Raw genomic sequence first — 17,005 nt, forward strand, 5'->3', positions numbered from 1 at the left:
CACTAGACGCCAAAGGTTAGCATCCGGTAAGCGGGACCGGGGAGACGAGGGAGATCCGCAAAATGCACGACATCCACATCCTGGGCGCGGCCCGCACGCCGATGGGCGGGTTGCAGGGGGCGCTGGCCGGGCTTGCCGCGCCGCAACTGGGCGGCGCCGCGATCCGCGCGGCACTGGAACGTTCGGGCCGGGCGGCGGGCGAGGTCGAGGCGCTGCTGATGGGCTGCGTGCTGCCGGCGGGCCAGGGCCAGGCGCCGGCGCGGCAGGCGGGCTTCGCAGCGGGACTGCCGCAGGGCGTGCCCGCGACGACGCTGAACAAGATGTGCGGCTCGGGCATGCAGGCGCTGATGATGGCGGCCGATTCCATCGCCGCCGGCAGCGCCGAGCTGGTCATCGCGGGCGGCATGGAGAGCATGACGAACGCCCCCTACCTGCTGCCGAAGATGCGCGGCGGGGCGCGGCTCGGGCATGGTCAGGTGATCGACCACATGTTCCTCGACGGGCTGGAGGACGCCTATGACCGCGGCCGCCTGATGGGCACCTTCGCCGAGGATTGCGCGTCCGAGTTCGCCTTCACCCGGCAGGCGCAGGACGATTACGCGCTGGCCAGCCTGACGCGCGCGCAGGAGGCCATCGCCTCGGGCGCCTTCGCGGCCGAGATCGCGCCTGTGACCGTCCCCGGCCGCGGCGGCGAGACGGTGGTGGACACGGACGAGCAGCCGGGCCTCGCGCGCCCGGACAAGATCCCGCATCTGAAGCCCGCCTTCCGCAAGGACGGCACGGTGACGGCGGCGAACAGCTCGTCGATCTCGGACGGGGCGGCGGCGCTGGTCGTCGGCGCCAGCGCCGAGGGCGCCATCGCCCGCATCGTCGGCCATGCGAGCCATGCGCAGGCGCCGGGCGCCTTCCCCACCGCGCCCGTCCCGGCCGCCGAGAAGCTGCTGGCGAAGATCGGCTGGAGCGCCGGCGACGTGGACCTGTGGGAGGTGAACGAGGCTTTCGCGGTCGTCCCCATGGCCTTCATGGCCCGGATGGGGCTGGACCACGCCCGCGTCAACGTCAACGGGGGCGCCTGCGCGCTCGGCCATCCCATCGGCGCCTCGGGCGCGCGGAGCGTGGTGACGCTGATCCACGCGCTTCAGGCGCGGGGCCTGCGCCGCGGCATCGCCGCCATCTGCATCGGCGGCGGCGAGGGCACGGCGCTGGCGGTCGAGCTGGCCTGATGCCTGCGGGCTGGGCAGCGGGACATGGAAACGCCCGCTGCCGCAGCCGTCCCCGCGGGCAGATGCGGAACTTTCGGGCATTGCCCTGCCTTCCTTTGTGGACTTCGCGACCGGGCTCTCTGATCATTGCCTGAAGAACCCGCAGGGGCAGCGAGGTCACGGGGGACGGATGAGCTACAACGAGATGTTCGAAGGCGAGGCGGTCCGCGAACCCTATGCCCGGCTGCGGGACTGGGTGCAGACGATGCCCGACGATTTCCGGCAGATGAAGCAGGCTGAGGCCGAGGCGCTGTTCCGCCGCATCGGCATCACCTTCGCCGTCTACGGCGAGGGCGGCGATCCCGACCGGCTGATCCCCTTCGACATGATGCCCCGCGTCTTCGAGCAGGCCGAGTGGCGGCGGCTGGAGCGCGGCATCAAGCAGCGCGCCCGCGCCCTCAACGCCTTCCTGCGCGACGTCTACGGCCGGGGCGAGATCATCCGCGCGGGCCGCATCCCGGCGCGGCTCGTCTACCAGAACGACGCCTACGAGAAGTCGGTGGTCGGCTTCGTGCCCCCGCGCGGGGTCTATTCCCACATCATCGGCATCGACCTCGTGCGCACGGCCAAGGACGAGTTCTACGTGCTCGAGGACAATTGCCGCACGCCCTCGGGGGTCAGCTACATGCTGGAGAACCGCGAGATCATGATGCGGATGTTCCCGCAGCTGTTCCGTGGCAGCCGGATCGAGCCGGTGGACCAGTATCCCGAGTTGCTGCGCCGCACGCTGGAATCGGTGGCGCCGGCCAAGTGCCGCGAGCGGCCGACCTGCGTGATCCTGACGCCGGGCCATTACAACAGCGCCTATTATGAGCACAGCTTTCTGGCGAACCTGATGGGGGTCGAGCTGGTCGAGGGGCAGGACCTCTTCGTCGACGGCGAGTTCGTCTACATGCGCACCACGACCGGGCCGCGCCGGGTGGATGTGATCTACCGCCGGATCGACGACCTCTTCCTGGACCCGCTCTGCTTCCGGCCGGATTCGATGCTGGGCATTCCCGGGCTGATGGACGTCTACCGCTCGGGCGGGGTCTCGATCTGCTCGGCGCCCGGCGCGGGCGTGGCCGACGACAAGGCGATCTACACCTTCGTGCCCGAGATGGTCCGCTTCTACCTCGGCGAAGAGCCGATCCTGAACAACGTGCAGACCTGGACGCTGTGGAAGGAGGATGACCGCCGCTACGTGCTGGAGCATCTGCCGGAACTCGTCGTCAAGGAGGTCCACGGCTCGGGCGGCTACGGCATGCTGGTCGGCCCCAAGTCCACCAGCGCCGAGATCGAGGCCTTCCGCGCCAAGATCATCGCCGATCCCTGCAACTACATCGCCCAGCCCACGCTGGCCTTGTCCACCTGCCCGACCTTCGTCGACGAGGGAATCGCGCCGCGCCACGTGGACCTGCGCCCTTTCTGCCTCTGCGGCGACCGGATCGAGCTGGTGCCGGGCGGGCTGACCCGCGTCGCCCTGCGCGAGGGATCGCTGGTCGTGAACTCGTCGCAGGGCGGCGGGGTCAAGGACACCTGGGTCCTGTCCGAGTGAGGGGGAACAACACGATGCTCAGCCGCACCGCCTCGAACCTCTTCTGGATGGGCCGCCACCTCGAACGCGCCGAGACGGCGGCGCGGCTGCTGGACGTGGGCCAGCGCATCACGCTCTTGCCGAACACCGAGGCCGGCTACCGCAACGAATGGAATTCGCTGCTGCGCGCCTCGGGCTCGGCCGACATCTTCGCGTCCCGCTACGGCGAGGCGACGCAGGAGAAGATCGAGGAGTTCATCTTCTTCGACCGCGACAACCCCTCCTCGGTCGTCTCCTGCATGGAGAAGGCGCGCGAGGCAGGGCGCATCGTCCGCACCGCGCTGACGAGCCAGGTCTGGGACGCGCTGAACGTCGGCTACCAAGAGCTGCGCAAGATCGAGAAGATGCCGCGCGCGCAGGTGGACACCGCGTCGCTGACCGACTTCACCACCGCCCACACCTCGACCGTGCGCGGCGCGATCAACGCCACGCAGCTTCGCAACGACGGCTGGCACTTCATGCATCTGGGCTACAGCCTGGAACGCGCCGACGCGACGGCGCGGCTCCTGGACGTGAAGTATTTCGTGCTGCTGCCCCGGATCGAGTTCGTCGGCTCGGGCCTCGACAGCTACCAGTGGCAGGTGATCCTGCGCGCGCTCTCGGCGCACCGGTCCTATCACTGGGCCTATGGCGGCGACATCACGGCCGCGCAGGTGGCCGACTTCCTGATCCTGAACGGCGAAAGCCCCCGCTCGCTGATCACCTCGCTCTACGAGGCGGTCTGGCACCTCGAGGGCCTCGCCCGGCGCTACGGCGAGCAGGTGCCGACCGAGGCGCGCGACAAGGCCCGCGAGGTGCTGAACGCGCTGCAGGGCCGCAACATCGACATGATCTTCGACGAGGGCCTGCACGAGTTCCTCAGCTGGTTCATCCGCGAGCTCTCCACCGTGTCGAACCTCGTCCACCACGACTACCTGCTGGGAGGCGCCTGAGCGATGAAGCTCCAGATCAGCCACGAGACCGTCTACCGCTACGAGCAGCCGATCCGGAACCTCGTCCAGAGCCTGCGGCTGACCCCGTCCGTGTTCGAGGGGCAGAAGACGCATGACTGGCAGATCCAGGTCTCGGGCGGCGTCCGGGGACCGGGCTTCCGCGACGGCGCCGGGGACTGGATCGAGGGCTGGACCGTGCGCGGCCCGGTGGCCGAGGTGACGGTGCGGATCGAGGGGCGCGTGGACACGCGCGACCTGGCCGGCGTGCTGCGCGGCCACCGCGAGGCGATCCACCCGATGAGCTACCTGCGCGACACCGCCCCGACCGAGCCGGACGCGGCGCTGCAGGATCTCTCGCGCACGGCCGGCACCGGCGCGCGCGACCCGCTGGACCTCGCGCACCGCCTCTCGGCCGCGGTCAGCGAGGCCATCGCCTTCCGCCCCGGCGCCACCGAGGCCCGCACCACCGCGGCCGAGGCGCTGGCGCTCGGCGAAGGGGTCTGCCAGGACCACAGCCACGCGCTGATCAGCGTGGCCCGCATTGCCGGGCTGCCGGCGCGCTACGTCTCGGGCTACCTGCACTCGACCCGCGACGGCGAGGCGCATGACGCGGCCCATGCCTGGGCCGAATTGCATGTCGAGGGTCTGGGCTGGGTCGGCTTCGATCCCGCGAACCGCTGCTGCCCGGACGAACGCTATGTCCGGCTCGGCTCGGGCCTCGACGCGCCCGACGCGGCCCCGATCCGGGGCGTCGCGATGGGCAGCAGCGCCGAGCGGCTGGATGTCGCCGTCCATGTGCAGGAACTGACGCAATAGCCGCGCCCCGCGCCTGCCTGCTTCGGTCCTCAAATATCCTCAGGGGGTCCGGGGGCGCGAGCGCCCCCGGCTTGGTCACAAGGTGATCCGGAACCGCCTGAAGCCCCCTTCGCCCTCCCCGGCCTCCTCGATCTGCAGCCCCTCCACCTCGGACAGGCGCTGCGTGGCGCCCGGTCCGCTGTCGAACAGCACCGTCGCCCCGTCCAGCGGCGCGAAGGACCAGTTCCCGTCCGCCTTGGGATCGATGGTCCCCTGCTCGACGATGTAGCGCACGATCACGTCGCGGTTGGTGTCCGGCCCCTCGAAGACGATGGTGCTGCCGTCATTGCCCGGAAAACTGCCGCCGCCCTCTGCGCGGTAGTTGTTGGTGGCGACGATATATTCGGCGTCCAGATCCAGCGGCGCGCCGTCCAGCATCAGATCCGTGATGCGGCTGGCGCTCTCGTCCACGACGGCGCCGTCGCGGTCGAAGCGGGCCGGCTGGCTGAGGTCGATCCGGTAGGTCACCCCGTCGATCACGTCGAAATTGTAGGACGGGAAGTCTGTGTTGATCAGCATCTGGTCGGCCTCGCCCGGCTCGATCCGGTTGAAGGCGCCGGCGCTGCGCTCCAGCCAGTCCTTGACCTCCTGGCCGCTCACCCGCACCGCCCGGATCGTGTTGGGATAAAGGTAAAGGTCAGCCACGTTCCGGATCGCGATGTCGCCCGCCGGCACGTCGGTGTAATAGTCGGGCCCGCCGCGCCCGCCCGCCTTGAAGGGCGCCGCCGCCGACAGGACCGGCAGGCCCTCATGCTCGGTCCCCTGCATCATCTGGGCGACGTACCACATCTGCGCGTTGGCGACGATCTGCACCGAGGGATCGTCCGCCACCATCGCGAAATAGCTGTAAAGCGGCGCGGCGGTCTGGCCCACGGGCCGGCGGACGTAATCCAGCGTCGCCTGATGCTCCTCGGCGACGCTCTGCTCGACCGCCGCCACGCTCTCGACCAGCGGCACGACGTTGCGGTCCGCGTCCCGCTCGTAGATCGGGCGCGCCTCCGAGACGTGGCTGGCGACGCGCCAGCCCTCGCCCTCGCGCTCGAGCAGCAGATCGACCAGCCCCAGATGCGAGCCCCAGAAGCCGGCCATCACGCCCGGCTTGCCGCCGATGGTGCCGGCCGCGACATCCACGCCCTCGGTGCCCTCGTGATCGGGGCCGGGGAAGACCAGGTGCGAATGCCCGGTCAGGATCACGTCGACCCCCTCGACGCCGGCCAGCGGGATGGCGGCATTCTCCATCCCCGGCTCGTGCGCGGCCGCGCCGATGCCCGAATGGCAGAGCGCGATGACCAGCTGGGCGCCCGCCTCGCGCAGGGCCGGCACATGCTCCTCGGCCGCCTCGACGATGTCGCGGGCGGTGACGTTGCCCTCCAGATGCGCCCGGTCCCATTGCATGATCTGCGGGGGCACGAAGCCGATCACGCCGATGCGGATCGGATGCGTCTCGCCGGCGCCGTCCGTCAGCTCGCGCTCGATGATCGTCCAGCGCTCGACCAGCGGGCTGCCGTCCATCCGGTCCACGTTGGCGCAGACGACGGGGAAGCCGGCCCCGGCGATGGTGTTCTCCAGGAACTCCAGCCCGTAGTTGAACTCGTGGTTGCCGAGCGTGCCGCCCTCGACCCCGACCTCGTTCATCGCGGTGACGATGGGGTGCTCCTGCCCCTCGGCCATGCCGCGCTCATAGGCGATGTAATCGCCCATCGGGTTGCCCTGCAGGAAATCGCCGTTGTCCAGCAGCAGGCTGTTCGTCGACTCGGACCGGATTTCGGCCACCCGCGCCGCGGTGCGCGCAAGGCCCATCGTGTCCGCCTCGCGGTCGGCATAGTAGTCCCAAGGCCAGACATGCACATGCAGGTCCGTCAGCTCCATGATCCGCAGATGGGCCTGCCCCGCCGCCGCGCGGGCCGAGAACGGATGCAGCACCGCAAGGCCGAGGCCGGCCATCCCGGTCCCCAGAAGACGGCGGCGGCTGAGCGTGAAGGGTCGGGTCATGGCATGCCTCGCTAGTTTCGGAACTTGCATCATGCGCCATTTCACGCGGCGCGCGAGGCAAAGTTTCACGACACAGCCGATTGCACCCCCCGCGGCGCGGGCCTAACGTCGGGCGTCGAAGGAACACGGGACGGCGATGACCTATTGCGTGGGATTGAAGCTGAATGCGGGGCTGGTGATGCTGTCCGACACCCGCACCAACGCGGGGCTCGACAACATCTCGTGCTATCGCAAGATGTTCTTCTTCGAGAATCCGGGCGAGCGGGTGATCGTGGTGATGACCGCCGGCTCGCTCTCGGTCACGCAGACGACGCTGGCGCGGCTGCAGGAGGCGATCGCCGACGACATGGCGGACGAGACGACATCGGTCCTGCTCGCCCCGACGCTGCTGCGCGCCGCGACCATCATCGGCGACACGCTCAGCCGCACCCGGCGCGAGATCGCCGAGCAGTGCCGCGACCTGCGCCAGCAGGCCTCGGCCAGCATGATCGTCGCCGGCCAGCGCAAGGGCGGCGAGCAGCGCCTGTTCCTCATCTACCCCGAGGGCAACTTCATCGAGGCGACCGAGGACACGCCCTTCCTGCAGATCGGCGAGCATAAATACGGCAAGCCCATCCTCGACCGGGTCGTGACCCCCGCGACCAGCCTCGCCGACGCGCAGAAGGCGGTGCTGCTGTCGATGGATTCGACGCTGCGCTCGAACCTCTCGGTCGGCATGCCGCTGGACCTCGCGGTGATCGAGCGGGACGCCTGCCGGATCAGCCAGCACCGCCGCATCCGCGAAGGCGATCCCGACTTCATGCAGATGAGCGCCGCCTGGTCCGCCGCCCTGCGCGACAGCTTCGGCAAGGTCACGATCTGACCCATCTTCTGTGCCCAAATATCCCGGGGGACGTCCCGCAGGGACGGGGGGCGGAGCCCCCTCCTCAGCCCTCCAGCCCCGCCCCGTCCCCGCATGGGATGCCCCGGCAAGATTGATGCCGCCGCCCCGGCAGGCTAAGCATCCGGGAACGTGACCCGGGGGAAGCCATGACCGACAGGACCAGCCGAAGCAGCCGCATCACGCCCGAAGAGGCGCTGGCCTACCACATGGAGCCGCGGCCGGGGAAGTTCGACATCACCCCCTCGACTCCGATGACGACGCAGCGCGACCTGTCGCTGGCCTACTCGCCCGGCGTCGCGGTGCCGGTCCAGGCCATCGCCGAACGGCCCGAGACCGCCTATGACTACACCACCAAGGGCAACTTGGTCGCCGTCATCTCGAACGGCACCGCGATCCTGGGGCTCGGCAACCTCGGCGCGCTGGCCTCGAAGCCGGTGATGGAGGGCAAGGCGGTCCTCTTCAAGCGCTTCGCCGACGTCAACGCCATCGACATCGAGCTGGACACCGAGGACCCGGACGAGATCATCAACGCGGTCCGCCTGATGGGCCCGACCTTCGGCGGCATCAACCTCGAGGACATCAAGGCGCCCGAGTGCTTCATCATCGAGAGCCGGCTGAAGGAGATCATGGACATCCCGGTGTTCCATGACGACCAGCACGGCACGGCCGTCATCTGCGCCGCCGGCCTTCTGAACGCGTTGGAACTGTCGGGCAAGCGGATCGAGGATGTGCGGATCGTCCTCAACGGCGCCGGCGCGGCGGGCATCGCCTGCCTCGAGCTGCTGAAGTCGATGGGGGCCAAGCACGACAACTGCCTCATGTGCGACACCAAGGGCGTCATCTACCAGGGCCGGACCGAGGGGATGAACCAGTGGAAGACCGCCCATGCGGCCGTCACCGACGCCCGTTCGCTCGAGGATGCGATGCGCGGGGCCGACGTGTTCCTCGGCGTCTCGGCCAAGGGCGCGGTGACGCCCGAGATGGTCGAGAGCATGGCCGACAACCCGGTCATCTTCGCGATGGCGAACCCCGACCCCGAGATCACGCCCGAAGAGGCCCATGCCGTCCGTCCCGACGCCATCGTGGCCACCGGGCGCAGCGACTATCCGAACCAGGTGAACAACGTCCTCGGCTTCCCCTACCTGTTCCGCGGCGCGCTGGACATCCACGCCCGCGCGATCAACGACGAGATGAAGATCGCCTGCGCCCGCGCCCTGGCGGAGCTGGCGCGCGAGGACGTGCCGGACGAGGTCGCCGCCGCCTATGGCCGCAAGCTGCAATTCGGGCGCGACTACATCATCCCGACGCCCTTCGATCCGCGCCTGATCCACGTCATCCCGCCCGCCGTCGCGAAGGCGGGCATGGAGACGGGCGTCGCCCGACGGCCCATCGTGGACATGGAGGGCTATGTGCAGACGCTGAAGTCGCGCATGGACCCGACCGCCGCGATCCTGCAGGGCATCCATGCCCGCGCCCGCCAGAAGCAGGCCCGCATGATCTTCGCCGAGGGGGACGATCCGCGCGTGCTGCGCGCCGCCGTCGCCTGGCAGCGCACCGGCATGGGCGAGGCGCTGGTCGTCGGCCGTGAGACCGAGGTCAAGGCCGAGCTGGAGGCGCTCGGCCTCGGGGACGCGCATCGCGAGATCCAGGTGGTGAACGCGGCGAACAGCCGGCACATGGAGGCCTATCACCAGTTCCTCTACCAGCGCCTCCAGCGGCAGGGGGTGGACCGCGAGGATGCGGCCAAGCTGGCCAACCGCGACCGCCACATCTTCGGCTCGCTGATGCTGGCGCACGGGCATGGCGACGCGCTGGTCACGGGGGCCACGCGCAAAAGCGCGCCGGTGCTGGCGCAGATCGGCCATGTCTTCAACGTCCGCCCGCAGGATGGCAGCGTCGGCATCACCGCGGTGCTGCATCGCGGCCGGATCGTGCTGATCGGCGACACGCTGGTCCATGAATGGCCCGATGCCGAGGACCTGGCGGACATCGCCACGCGCGGCGCGCAGGTCGCCCGCAGCCTGGGGCTGGAGCCGCGCGTCGCGTTTCTGTCCTTCTCGAACTTCGGCTACCCGGTCAGCGAGCGGGCGACGAAGATGGCCGAGGCGCCGCGGGTGCTGGACGCGCGCAGGGTCGATTTCGAATACGAGGGCGAGATGACCGTGGATGTCGCGCTGAACCGCGAGGCCGCGGCACGCTACCCCTTCAGCCGCCTGACCGGCCCCGCGAACGTGCTGGTGGTGCCGGCGCGGCATTCGGCCTCGATCTCGGTCAAGCTAATGCAAGAGATGGCGGGCGCGACGGTGCTGGGACCGATCCTGACCGGGGCGCCGAAGCCGATCCAGATCTGCTCGATGAACTCGACCGTCAGCGACATCCTGAACATGGCGGCCATCGCGGCGGGCAGCATCGGGGCGGGAAGCATGGGGCCGGGGCGCTAGCGGCACCCGCGGGGGCGCTGCCCCCGCACCCCCGGGATACTTGCGTGAAGAAGAAGGTCAGGCACGGCCTTGGCGGGCGACCTGGCGCTGGCGCTCGCGGAAGCGGGCGCGGTCGGCCTCGGTGAAGTTTTCCGCGCAGCGGTGGCAGCTGACGCCCTCCTCGAACTCGGGGCGGGCGCGGTCCTCGGGAAGAAGCGGGTGGCGGCAGGCATGGCAGAGGCTGGCGCGTCCCGGCGCCAAGCCATGGGTCAGGCTGACGCGCTGGTCGAAGACGAAGCACTCGCCCTGCCAGAGGCTGTCGGCCTCGGGCACGTCCTCGAGATATTTCAGGATGCCGCCTTGCAGGTGGAAGACCTCGGGCACGCCCTGTCCGAGGAGGTAGTTCGTCGATTTCTCGCAGCGGATGCCGCCGGTGCAGAACATGGCAATGCGCTTGCCCTCGAAGCGGTGCGCGTTCTGCTGCCACCAGGCCGGAAAGTCGCGGAAGCTGGCGGTGCCGGGCTCGACGGCGCCCTGGAAGGTGCCGATCCGCGTCTCGTAGTCGTTGCGCGTGTCGATGACCGCGACATCGGGGGCCGAGATCAGCGCGTTCCAGTCGCGCGGCGCCACGTAGCGGCCGACGGCGGCCCTTGGGTCCACGTCGGGCTGGCCCATCGACACGATCTCGCGCTTCAGGCGGACCTTCATGCGGCCGAAGGGCATCGCCTCTGCGCGGCTCTCCTTCCAGACGAGATCGGCGCAGCCCGGCAGCGCGCGCAGATGGGCGAGGACCGCGTCGATCCCCTGCCGGCTGCCGGCGATGGTGCCGTTGATCCCCTCGGCAGCCAGAAGCAGCGTGCCCTTGACCTTCTGCGCCTCGCAGAGCGCCAGAAGCGGGGCGCGCAGGGCGGCCGGGTCGGGGAACCTGGTGAAGTGGTAGAGGGCGGCGACGGTCAGGGACATGGGCGCGGGCGATAGCCCCCCGCGCCCGCCCTTGCAAGGGATCAGAAGGTCAGACCAAGCGCGAGGCCGCCCAGCAGGTAGGTCGCCGCCGTGATCAAAAGGATGCCGATGATGTTCAGCACCACCCCGCCGCGGGCCATCTGGGCGATGGTGACCGTGCCGGTGCCGAAGACGATGGCGTTCGGCGGCGTGCCGACCGGCAGCATGAAGGCGCAGGTCGCCGCCAGCGCGGCCGGGATCAAGAGGCTCATCGCGTCCGTGCCGAGGCCGAGCGCCACCCCGCCGAGGATCGGGATGAAGGTTGCGGCGGTCGCCGTGTTCGAGGTGACTTCGGTCAGGAACAGGATGATCGTCACCACCGCGGCGATCAGCGCGATGATCGGCAGCGCGCCCAGCCCCGTCACCTGCTGGCCGAACCAGCCGTCGAGACCCGAAGCCGCCACCGCCGAGGCCAGGCTGAGACCGCCCCCGAAGAGCAGCAGCACCCCCCAAGGCAGGCCCCGCTCGGCGTCGCGCCAGTCGAGGACCATGCGCCCCTGCCGGTCGCCGGGCAGCAGGAACATGACGAGCCCTGCCGCGATGGCGATGGCGGTGTCGTCGAAGCCGCCGAGCCAGGGCGCGGCCTCCTCGACGCCGGGCAGCGAGGTCAGAAGGCCCGGCACCACCCAGAAGAAGGCGGCGCCCAGGAAGACCGCCAGCACCATCCTCTCGCCCTGGCCGAGGGGGCCGAGGGCGCGGACCTGGTCCTCGATCATCTCGCGCCCGCCGGGGATCTCGGGCAGGTCGAAGCGGTAGAGGACGCGGGTCATCAGCAGCCAGGCGATCAGGATGAAGACCAGCGCCAGCGGCACGCCGAGGATCATCCATTCCAGAAAGCCGATGTTGCGGCCCAGCTCGTCCGCGGCATAGCCGGCGACGATGGCGTTGGGCGGGCTGCCCAGCAGCGTGCCCAGCCCGCCCATCGAGGCCGACCAGGCGATCGCCAGCACGAGGCAGACGCCGAAGGCGCTGATGTTCGGATCGCGCACCACGTCAGTGATCGTGCCCTCGCCCGAGGCCAGCGCGTCGCCCGCCGCCGCGCCGTCCTGGCGCGAGCCGCGCTCGATCACCAGGGACAGGACCGACAGGCCGATGGGCAGCATCATCAGCGTTGTCGCCGTGTTCGACACCCACATGGACAGAAAACCCGTTGCCAGCATCATCCCCAGCACGATCCGGCGCGGCGCGACGCCCACGCGGCGCAGCGTCAGAAGGGCGATGCGCTTGTGCAGCTGCCACTTCTCCATCGCGATGGCGATCAGGAAACCGCCCAGGAACAGGAACACGATGGGGCTGGCATAGGGCTGCGTGGCCTCGGCCACCGTCCGCGCGGTCAGGGCCGGGATCAGGACGATGGGCAGAAGCGCCGTCGCCGACAGCGGGATCGCCTCGGTCATCCACCAGATCGCCATCAGCGAGCCGATGGCGGCGACGATGCGCGCGTCCTCGGACAGGCCCTCCTGCCCGCCGAGGAGCAGCCAGACCACGCCGGCGACGACAAGGCCGAGGGCGCGCAGGCCCCAGGTCATCGCGGGGCTGCGGACGGGATGCTCGGTCACGCCATCCTGCGGCTGCGATTGATTCATGTTACATTACCTCCGCGTTGCCCAAGCCTGCGTTGACCGCGGCGGTTGTGCCGGGCATTGCACATACAAGCTGCTTGACCATAGCCTGTGGATGATGCAGCGGACAGATCGCACAATTGGACTGCCGGAGCCACCCATGCCGCACGCCCTCGTCGTCGTCGACATCCAGAACGACTTCTGCCCCGGCGGCGCCCTGGCCGTTCCGGGCGGCGACGAGGTGATCCCCACGATCAACGCGATGATCCCGAACTATGACGTGGTCGTCTTCACCCAGGACTGGCACCCGGCCGACCACAACAGCTTCTACGACAATCATGAGGGCGCCGAGCCCTACAGCGTGATCGAGGTCGAATACGGCCAGCAGATCCTCTGGCCGCGGCATTGCGTGCAGGGCACGGAAGGGGCCGCGCTGCACGCCGATCTGGACACCAGCCGGACGGACCTGATCCTGCGCAAGGGCTTTCGGCGCCACATCGACAGCTACTCGGCCTTCTTCGAGAACGACCGCGCGACGCCCACCGGGCTTGCCGGCTACCTGCGCGGGCGCGGCGTCGGGCGCCTGACCATCGTGGGCCTTGCCCATGACTACTGCGTCGCCTGGAGCGCGGTGGACGCCGCCAAGCTGGGCTACGAGGTGGGAGTCGTGGAATCCGCCTGCCGCGCCATCGACCTGAACGGCAGCCTCGCCGCGGCGCGCCGGCGGATGACCCAGGCCGGGGTCGCGCTGCTCTAGACGGGGTTGCAGGCGGCGGCGCATCCGGGGCACCAAGGGCTTCTGGGACAGGAAGGGCCGGCCATGGTCGATATCGCCACGCGCGTCTACAACCACAAATGGAAGATCGACCCGATCGTCCGCTCGCTGCTGGACACGGACTTCTACAAGCTGCTGATGTGCCAGTCGGTGTTCCGCAACCGCCCCGACACGCGCGTCACCTTCAGCCTCATCAACCGCAGCGCCGAGGTGCGCCTGGCCGAGCTGATCGACGAGGGCGAGCTGCGCGAGCAGCTGGACCATGTCCGCGGCCTGTCGCTGACGCGCGGCGAAAGCACCTGGCTGCGCGGCAACACCTTCTACGGCAAGCGCCAGATGTTCCGTTCGGACTTCATGGAGTTCCTCGAGGGGATGCGCCTGCCGGCCTACCACCTGACGACCCGCGACGGCCAGTTCGAGCTGACCTTCGAAGGCCGCTGGCCCGAGGTGATGCTGTGGGAGATCCCCGCCCTGACCATCCTGATGGAGCTGCGCACCCGCGCCGTGCTGCGCGATCTCGGCCGGTTCGAGCTGCAGGTCCTCTACGCCCGCGCGATGACGCGGCTGTGGGAGAAGATCGAGCGGCTGCGCGAGTTGCCCGACCTCAGGATCGCGGATTTCGGGACGCGCCGGCGGCACGGCTTCCTGTGGCAGGACTGGGCCGTGCAGGCGATGATGGAGGGGCTGGGCGAGCGCTTCACCGGCACCTCGAACTGCCTCATCGCCATGCGCCGCGACATCGAGGCCATCGGCACGAACGCCCATGAGCTGCCGATGGTCTATGCCGCGCTGGCCGACGACGATGCGGCCCTGCGCCGCGCGCCCTACGAGGTGCTGGCCGACTGGCACGAGGAGCACGAGGGCAACCTGCGCATCATCCTGCCCGACACTTATGGCACGCAGAGCTTTCTCGACGGCGCGCCGGACTGGCTGGCCGGCTGGACGGGGATGCGGATCGACAGCGGCGATCCGGTGGTCGGCGCCGAGACCGCGATCCGCTGGTGGCAGAGCCGCGGCGAGGACCCGCGCGGCAAGCTGGTGATCTTCTCGGACGGGCTGGACGTGGACAAGATCGCCGAGCTGCACGCCCGCTTCCACGGCCGGGTGAAGGTCAGCTTCGGGTGGGGCACGCTGCTGACGAACGATTTCCGCGGCCTCGTGCAGGGCGACCGGCTGGCGCCGTTCAGCCTCGTGTGCAAGGCGGCCGCGGCCGATGGCCGCCCGACGGTCAAGCTGTCGGACAATCCGGCCAAGGCCACCGGGCCGGCCGAGCAGATCCAGCGCTACAAGCGCGTCTTCGGCGTCGGCGCGCAGACGCACCAGCCGGTCCTGGTCTAGCCGGCGGCAAGGCCGCCGGTGCGGGTCTAACCTGCGGCAAGGCCCAGGATCAGCCAGCAGGCCAGCGCGCCCACCCCCGCCGTCGTCGGCAGCGTCACCATCCAGGCCGCCATGATCGTCGCGACATGGCTGCGGCGGATGAGGCGGCGGCGGCGGACCTCCTCCTCGGGCAGGTCCGGGTCCTCGGCGCGCTTGCGGCTGCGGCGGCGCTCCAGCCACTCGCGGGCGAAGCCGACGCCGAAGACGCCGCCGACCGCGACATGCGTGGTCGAGACGGGCAGCCCGAAGCTGGACGCCACCAGCACCGTCGCCGCCGTGGCCAGCGACACGCAGAGCGCGCGGCCCGCGTTCAGCCGCGTGATGCCCGAGCCGACCATGTTGACGAGCCGCCCTCCGAAGAGCAGCGTGCCGAGCGAGATCATGACGCCCGCCCCGACCAGCGCGATCAGCGGCACCTGCCCGAACTGCGCCGCGCCGCGGGCCGTGCCGATGATGACCGACAGCGGGCCGGCGACGTTGCCGACATCGTTCGCCCCATGGGCGAAGCCGAGGATGGTGACGGCCACCACCAGCGCCGGGGCCAGAAGGCGCTTGGCGCTCGGCTTGCGCGGCGCGAGGGCGATCTCGCGCACGACGCCGCGCGCGGTCGAAATCCATCCCGCCGCCCCTGCCAGCGCGGCTGCCAGCAACAGGATGCCCCAGGGCACCGATGGCCGGGTGATCAGCAGGACGACATAGGCGCTGAAAAGCGCGCAGAGCAGCGCGACCATCGGCGGCAGCCAGGTGCGGGCGGCGGCGCCGCGGTCCTCGGCCTCGACGACCTTCAGGCGCAGGACGATGACCAGTGCGCCGGCCAGCGCCCCCGCCGCCACCGGCGAGGCGATCCAGACCAGCGCCAGCATCCCGACCGTGGGCCAGGCGACCCCGCCCAGCCCCACCGCCGCCGCGCCCGCGCCCGCGATGCCGCCGACGATGGAATGCGAGGTGCTGACCGGCAGGCCGATGCCGGTCGCCAGCGTGATCCAGGTGGCAGCCCCGATCAGCGCCGCCAGCATCACCAGCGGCCCCAGCCCCGCATCCGCCAGAAGCGCCGGATCGACGATGCCCGCCGCCAGCCGCTGCGAGACCGCCGCGCCCGCCAGCACCGCTCCGGCGACCCCCGCCACGGCCACCAGCGCAAGCCCCGGCACCAGACGAATCGCGCCCGCCCCCACGGCCGGCCCCAGCGAGTTGGCGACATCGTTCGATCCGATCGCCAGCCCCAGCCACGCCGCCACCACAAGCCCGGCCCCGATCCCGACCAGGCGGCTGTCGCCGCCCACGGCCAGAACGAGGACCAGCAGCGCGACGAAGCCCAGTACGGCAAGGCCGAGCCTCCAGACCGGGCGGAAGGCGTGAAGCTGCGCGGCCTCGGCATTCGAGATGCGGCCCAGGTCCTTGTCCAGCGTGCGGAACTGCCCCGCCGCCATCAGGACCGCCTCGCGCCGTCAGGCATCGGCGCGCGGCAGCGAGAGGCCGCCAAGGATGCGGCTGAGGCCCGGCTCGGCCACGAGCTTCGCCGCCTCGGCAGGGGCGAACCACCGGGCGCGGCGCTCGCGCGCCTCGGGGAAATCGCGGCTCTGGCCGGTCGCCTCCAGCAGGAAGACGCGGACCTCGACGGACACGGCGAAGCCCTCGTCCTGGTCCTTGTCATAGGTGAAGCGGCCGATCTCGTCCTCGCCGATCGTGCCGCGGATGCCGGCCTCTTCCCAAGCCTCCTGCGCGGCGGCGCCGGCGAGGCTGCGGCCGGCCATGGGCCAGCCCTTGGGAATGACCCAACGGCCGGTGCCGCGGCTGGTGATCAGCAGGACCTCGCCCGCGGCGTTCCGGCAAATCGCCGCGACCTGAAGCGCCGACGGACGCCGCCCCAGCAGAAACCGCAGAGAGTTGCGCAGCGCGTTCATTCCTCGCCGTCCACCTTGCCCCGAAGCGTCTTGACCTCGCCCCGCACCGCCTTCGCCTTCAGCCGCCGCTTCTGGCTGCCGAGCGTGGGCCGCGTGGCGATCCGTCTTTTAGGTGCAACCGAGGCCTCGCGGATGAGTTCCGCCAGCCGCTCGCGCGCCAGCTCGCGGTTGCGCGCCTGGCTGCGGGTTTCCTGCGCGAAGATCACCACCGCGCCGTCCTGCGTCCAGCGCCGACCCGCCAGCCGCTTGAGCCGGCGCTTCACCGGGTCCGGCAGATGGGGCGAGCGCTCGGCTTCGAAGCGCAGCTCGACCGCGGTCTCGACCTTGTTCACGTTCTGCCCGCCCGGACCCTGCGCGCGGGCGAATTGCTCGGACAGCTCCCATTCCTGGATCGTGATGGCGTCGGTGACATGCAGCATGCCTCAAGATATGGAGGTATCGCCTCCGACTTAAAGCAGAATAAGG

14 protein-coding genes are annotated in these 17,005 nt (G+C 70.1%); 8 read left to right on the plus strand and 6 right to left on the minus strand.

The window, feature by feature from the left end:
• Positions 1 to 62 precede the first annotated feature (62 nt).
• The 4 genes from BLP73_RS04835 to BLP73_RS04850 all read left to right on the plus strand — a co-directional run bounded on the left by BLP73_RS04835 (position 63) and on the right by BLP73_RS04850 (position 4,586).
• Positions 63 to 1,223 (plus strand): acetyl-CoA C-acyltransferase, encoded by a 1,161-nt coding sequence (locus BLP73_RS04835; RefSeq protein ID WP_090740892.1) that lies wholly within the window; start codon positions 63 to 65, stop codon positions 1,221 to 1,223.
• Between the two features lie 169 nt (positions 1,224 to 1,392).
• Positions 1,393 to 2,799, plus strand: a complete 1,407-nt coding sequence (locus BLP73_RS04840; RefSeq protein ID WP_090740894.1) for a circularly permuted type 2 ATP-grasp protein — start codon at positions 1,393 to 1,395, stop codon at positions 2,797 to 2,799.
• A 14-nt stretch (positions 2,800 to 2,813) separates the two neighbouring features.
• Positions 2,814 to 3,770 (plus strand): alpha-E domain-containing protein, encoded by a 957-nt coding sequence (locus BLP73_RS04845; RefSeq protein ID WP_090741399.1) that lies wholly within the window; start codon positions 2,814 to 2,816, stop codon positions 3,768 to 3,770.
• A gap of 3 nt (positions 3,771 to 3,773) precedes the next feature.
• Entirely contained in the window at positions 3,774 to 4,586 is an 813-nt protein-coding gene (locus BLP73_RS04850; RefSeq protein ID WP_090740896.1) for a transglutaminase family protein, read from the plus strand.
• Positions 4,587 to 4,661: 75 nt separating this feature from the next.
• Here BLP73_RS04850 and BLP73_RS04855 read toward each other — a convergent pair whose 3' ends face one another.
• The gene (locus BLP73_RS04855; RefSeq protein ID WP_090740898.1) at positions 4,662 to 6,617 is read right to left on the minus strand and encodes a bifunctional 2',3'-cyclic-nucleotide 2'-phosphodiesterase/3'-nucleotidase; all 1,956 of its coding nucleotides are present in this window, start codon (positions 6,615 to 6,617) and stop codon (positions 4,662 to 4,664) included.
• Positions 6,618 to 6,753: 136 nt separating this feature from the next.
• On the opposite strand from BLP73_RS04855, the gene BLP73_RS04860 reads away from it, so the two are divergent.
• Both BLP73_RS04860 and BLP73_RS04865 read left to right on the plus strand, forming a co-directional pair.
• A complete protein-coding gene (locus tag BLP73_RS04860) occupies positions 6,754 to 7,479 on the plus strand; it encodes a proteasome-type protease (RefSeq protein ID WP_090740900.1) in 726 nt (241 codons plus the stop codon).
• A gap of 167 nt (positions 7,480 to 7,646) precedes the next feature.
• Positions 7,647 to 9,941, plus strand: a complete 2,295-nt coding sequence (locus BLP73_RS04865) for an NADP-dependent malic enzyme (protein WP_090740902.1) — start codon at positions 7,647 to 7,649, stop codon at positions 9,939 to 9,941.
• Between the two features lie 57 nt (positions 9,942 to 9,998).
• On the opposite strand, the gene trhO is transcribed toward BLP73_RS04865, so the two are convergent.
• Together trhO and BLP73_RS04875 are read right to left on the minus strand one after the other, a co-directional pair.
• Positions 9,999 to 10,883 carry an oxygen-dependent tRNA uridine(34) hydroxylase TrhO gene (gene trhO / locus BLP73_RS04870; RefSeq protein ID WP_090740904.1) on the minus strand — a complete coding sequence of 295 codons (885 nt, stop codon included), beginning with the start codon at positions 10,881 to 10,883 and terminating at the stop codon, positions 9,999 to 10,001.
• A gap of 41 nt (positions 10,884 to 10,924) precedes the next feature.
• Positions 10,925 to 12,508: an SLC13 family permease gene (locus BLP73_RS04875; RefSeq protein WP_217630637.1), complete on the minus strand. Its 1,584-nt coding sequence runs from the start codon at positions 12,506 to 12,508 to the stop codon at positions 10,925 to 10,927.
• Between the two features lie 136 nt (positions 12,509 to 12,644).
• Here BLP73_RS04875 and pncA point away from each other — a divergent pair, with 136 nt between their 5' ends.
• Both pncA and pncB read left to right on the plus strand, forming a co-directional pair.
• Entirely contained in the window at positions 12,645 to 13,241 is a 597-nt protein-coding gene (gene pncA, locus BLP73_RS04880) for a bifunctional nicotinamidase/pyrazinamidase (RefSeq protein WP_090740906.1), read from the plus strand.
• 63 nt (positions 13,242 to 13,304) lie between these two features.
• On the plus strand, positions 13,305 to 14,597 hold the full coding sequence (gene pncB, locus BLP73_RS04885; RefSeq protein WP_090740908.1) for a nicotinate phosphoribosyltransferase: 1,293 nt from the start codon (positions 13,305 to 13,307) through the stop codon (positions 14,595 to 14,597).
• A gap of 26 nt (positions 14,598 to 14,623) precedes the next feature.
• On the opposite strand, the gene BLP73_RS04890 is transcribed toward pncB, so the two are convergent.
• From BLP73_RS04890 to arfB, 3 genes are read right to left on the minus strand one after another with little or no spacing between them, the layout of a single operon-like run.
• Positions 14,624 to 16,066, minus strand: a complete 1,443-nt coding sequence (locus BLP73_RS04890; protein WP_090740910.1) for an inorganic phosphate transporter — start codon at positions 16,064 to 16,066, stop codon at positions 14,624 to 14,626.
• An 18-nt stretch (positions 16,067 to 16,084) separates the two neighbouring features.
• The gene (locus BLP73_RS04895) at positions 16,085 to 16,540 is read right to left on the minus strand and encodes an NUDIX hydrolase (protein ID WP_090740911.1); all 456 of its coding nucleotides are present in this window, start codon (positions 16,538 to 16,540) and stop codon (positions 16,085 to 16,087) included.
• Positions 16,537 to 16,959, minus strand: coding sequence for an alternative ribosome rescue aminoacyl-tRNA hydrolase ArfB (gene arfB / locus BLP73_RS04900; protein ID WP_090740912.1), 423 nt, complete (start codon positions 16,957 to 16,959; stop codon positions 16,537 to 16,539). The genes BLP73_RS04895 and arfB overlap by 4 nt, the downstream gene beginning before the upstream one ends.
• Positions 16,960 to 17,005: the final 46 nt, after the last annotated feature.

Source organism: Paracoccus tibetensis, assembly GCF_900102505.1.
Classification (GTDB): domain Bacteria; phylum Pseudomonadota; class Alphaproteobacteria; order Rhodobacterales; family Rhodobacteraceae; genus Paracoccus; species Paracoccus tibetensis.

What these genes read in the sequence shown, in the direction of transcription:
- BLP73_RS04835 (WP_090740892.1), top strand. Translation starts at nt 63, where the DNA reads ATGCACGACATCCACATCCTGGGCGCGGCCCGCACGCCGATGGGCGGG.
- pncA (WP_090740906.1), top strand. Translation starts at nt 12,645, where the DNA reads ATGCCGCACGCCCTCGTCGTCGTCGACATCCAGAACGACTTCTGCCCC.
- BLP73_RS04895 (WP_090740911.1), bottom strand. Translation starts at nt 16,540, where the DNA reads ATGAACGCGCTGCGCAACTCTCTGCGGTTTCTGCTGGGGCGGCGTCCG.
- pncB (WP_090740908.1), top strand. Translation starts at nt 13,305, where the DNA reads ATGGTCGATATCGCCACGCGCGTCTACAACCACAAATGGAAGATCGAC.
- BLP73_RS04865 (WP_090740902.1), top strand. Translation starts at nt 7,647, where the DNA reads ATGACCGACAGGACCAGCCGAAGCAGCCGCATCACGCCCGAAGAGGCG.
- trhO (WP_090740904.1), bottom strand. Translation starts at nt 10,883, where the DNA reads ATGTCCCTGACCGTCGCCGCCCTCTACCACTTCACCAGGTTCCCCGAC.
- BLP73_RS04850 (WP_090740896.1), top strand. Translation starts at nt 3,774, where the DNA reads ATGAAGCTCCAGATCAGCCACGAGACCGTCTACCGCTACGAGCAGCCG.
- BLP73_RS04875 (WP_217630637.1), bottom strand. Translation starts at nt 12,508, where the DNA reads ATGAATCAATCGCAGCCGCAGGATGGCGTGACCGAGCATCCCGTCCGC.
- BLP73_RS04840 (WP_090740894.1), top strand. Translation starts at nt 1,393, where the DNA reads ATGAGCTACAACGAGATGTTCGAAGGCGAGGCGGTCCGCGAACCCTAT.
- BLP73_RS04860 (WP_090740900.1), top strand. Translation starts at nt 6,754, where the DNA reads ATGACCTATTGCGTGGGATTGAAGCTGAATGCGGGGCTGGTGATGCTG.
- BLP73_RS04845 (WP_090741399.1), top strand. Translation starts at nt 2,814, where the DNA reads ATGCTCAGCCGCACCGCCTCGAACCTCTTCTGGATGGGCCGCCACCTC.
- BLP73_RS04890 (WP_090740910.1), bottom strand. Translation starts at nt 16,066, where the DNA reads ATGGCGGCGGGGCAGTTCCGCACGCTGGACAAGGACCTGGGCCGCATC.
- BLP73_RS04855 (WP_090740898.1), bottom strand. Translation starts at nt 6,617, where the DNA reads ATGACCCGACCCTTCACGCTCAGCCGCCGCCGTCTTCTGGGGACCGGG.
- arfB (WP_090740912.1), bottom strand. Translation starts at nt 16,959, where the DNA reads ATGCTGCATGTCACCGACGCCATCACGATCCAGGAATGGGAGCTGTCC.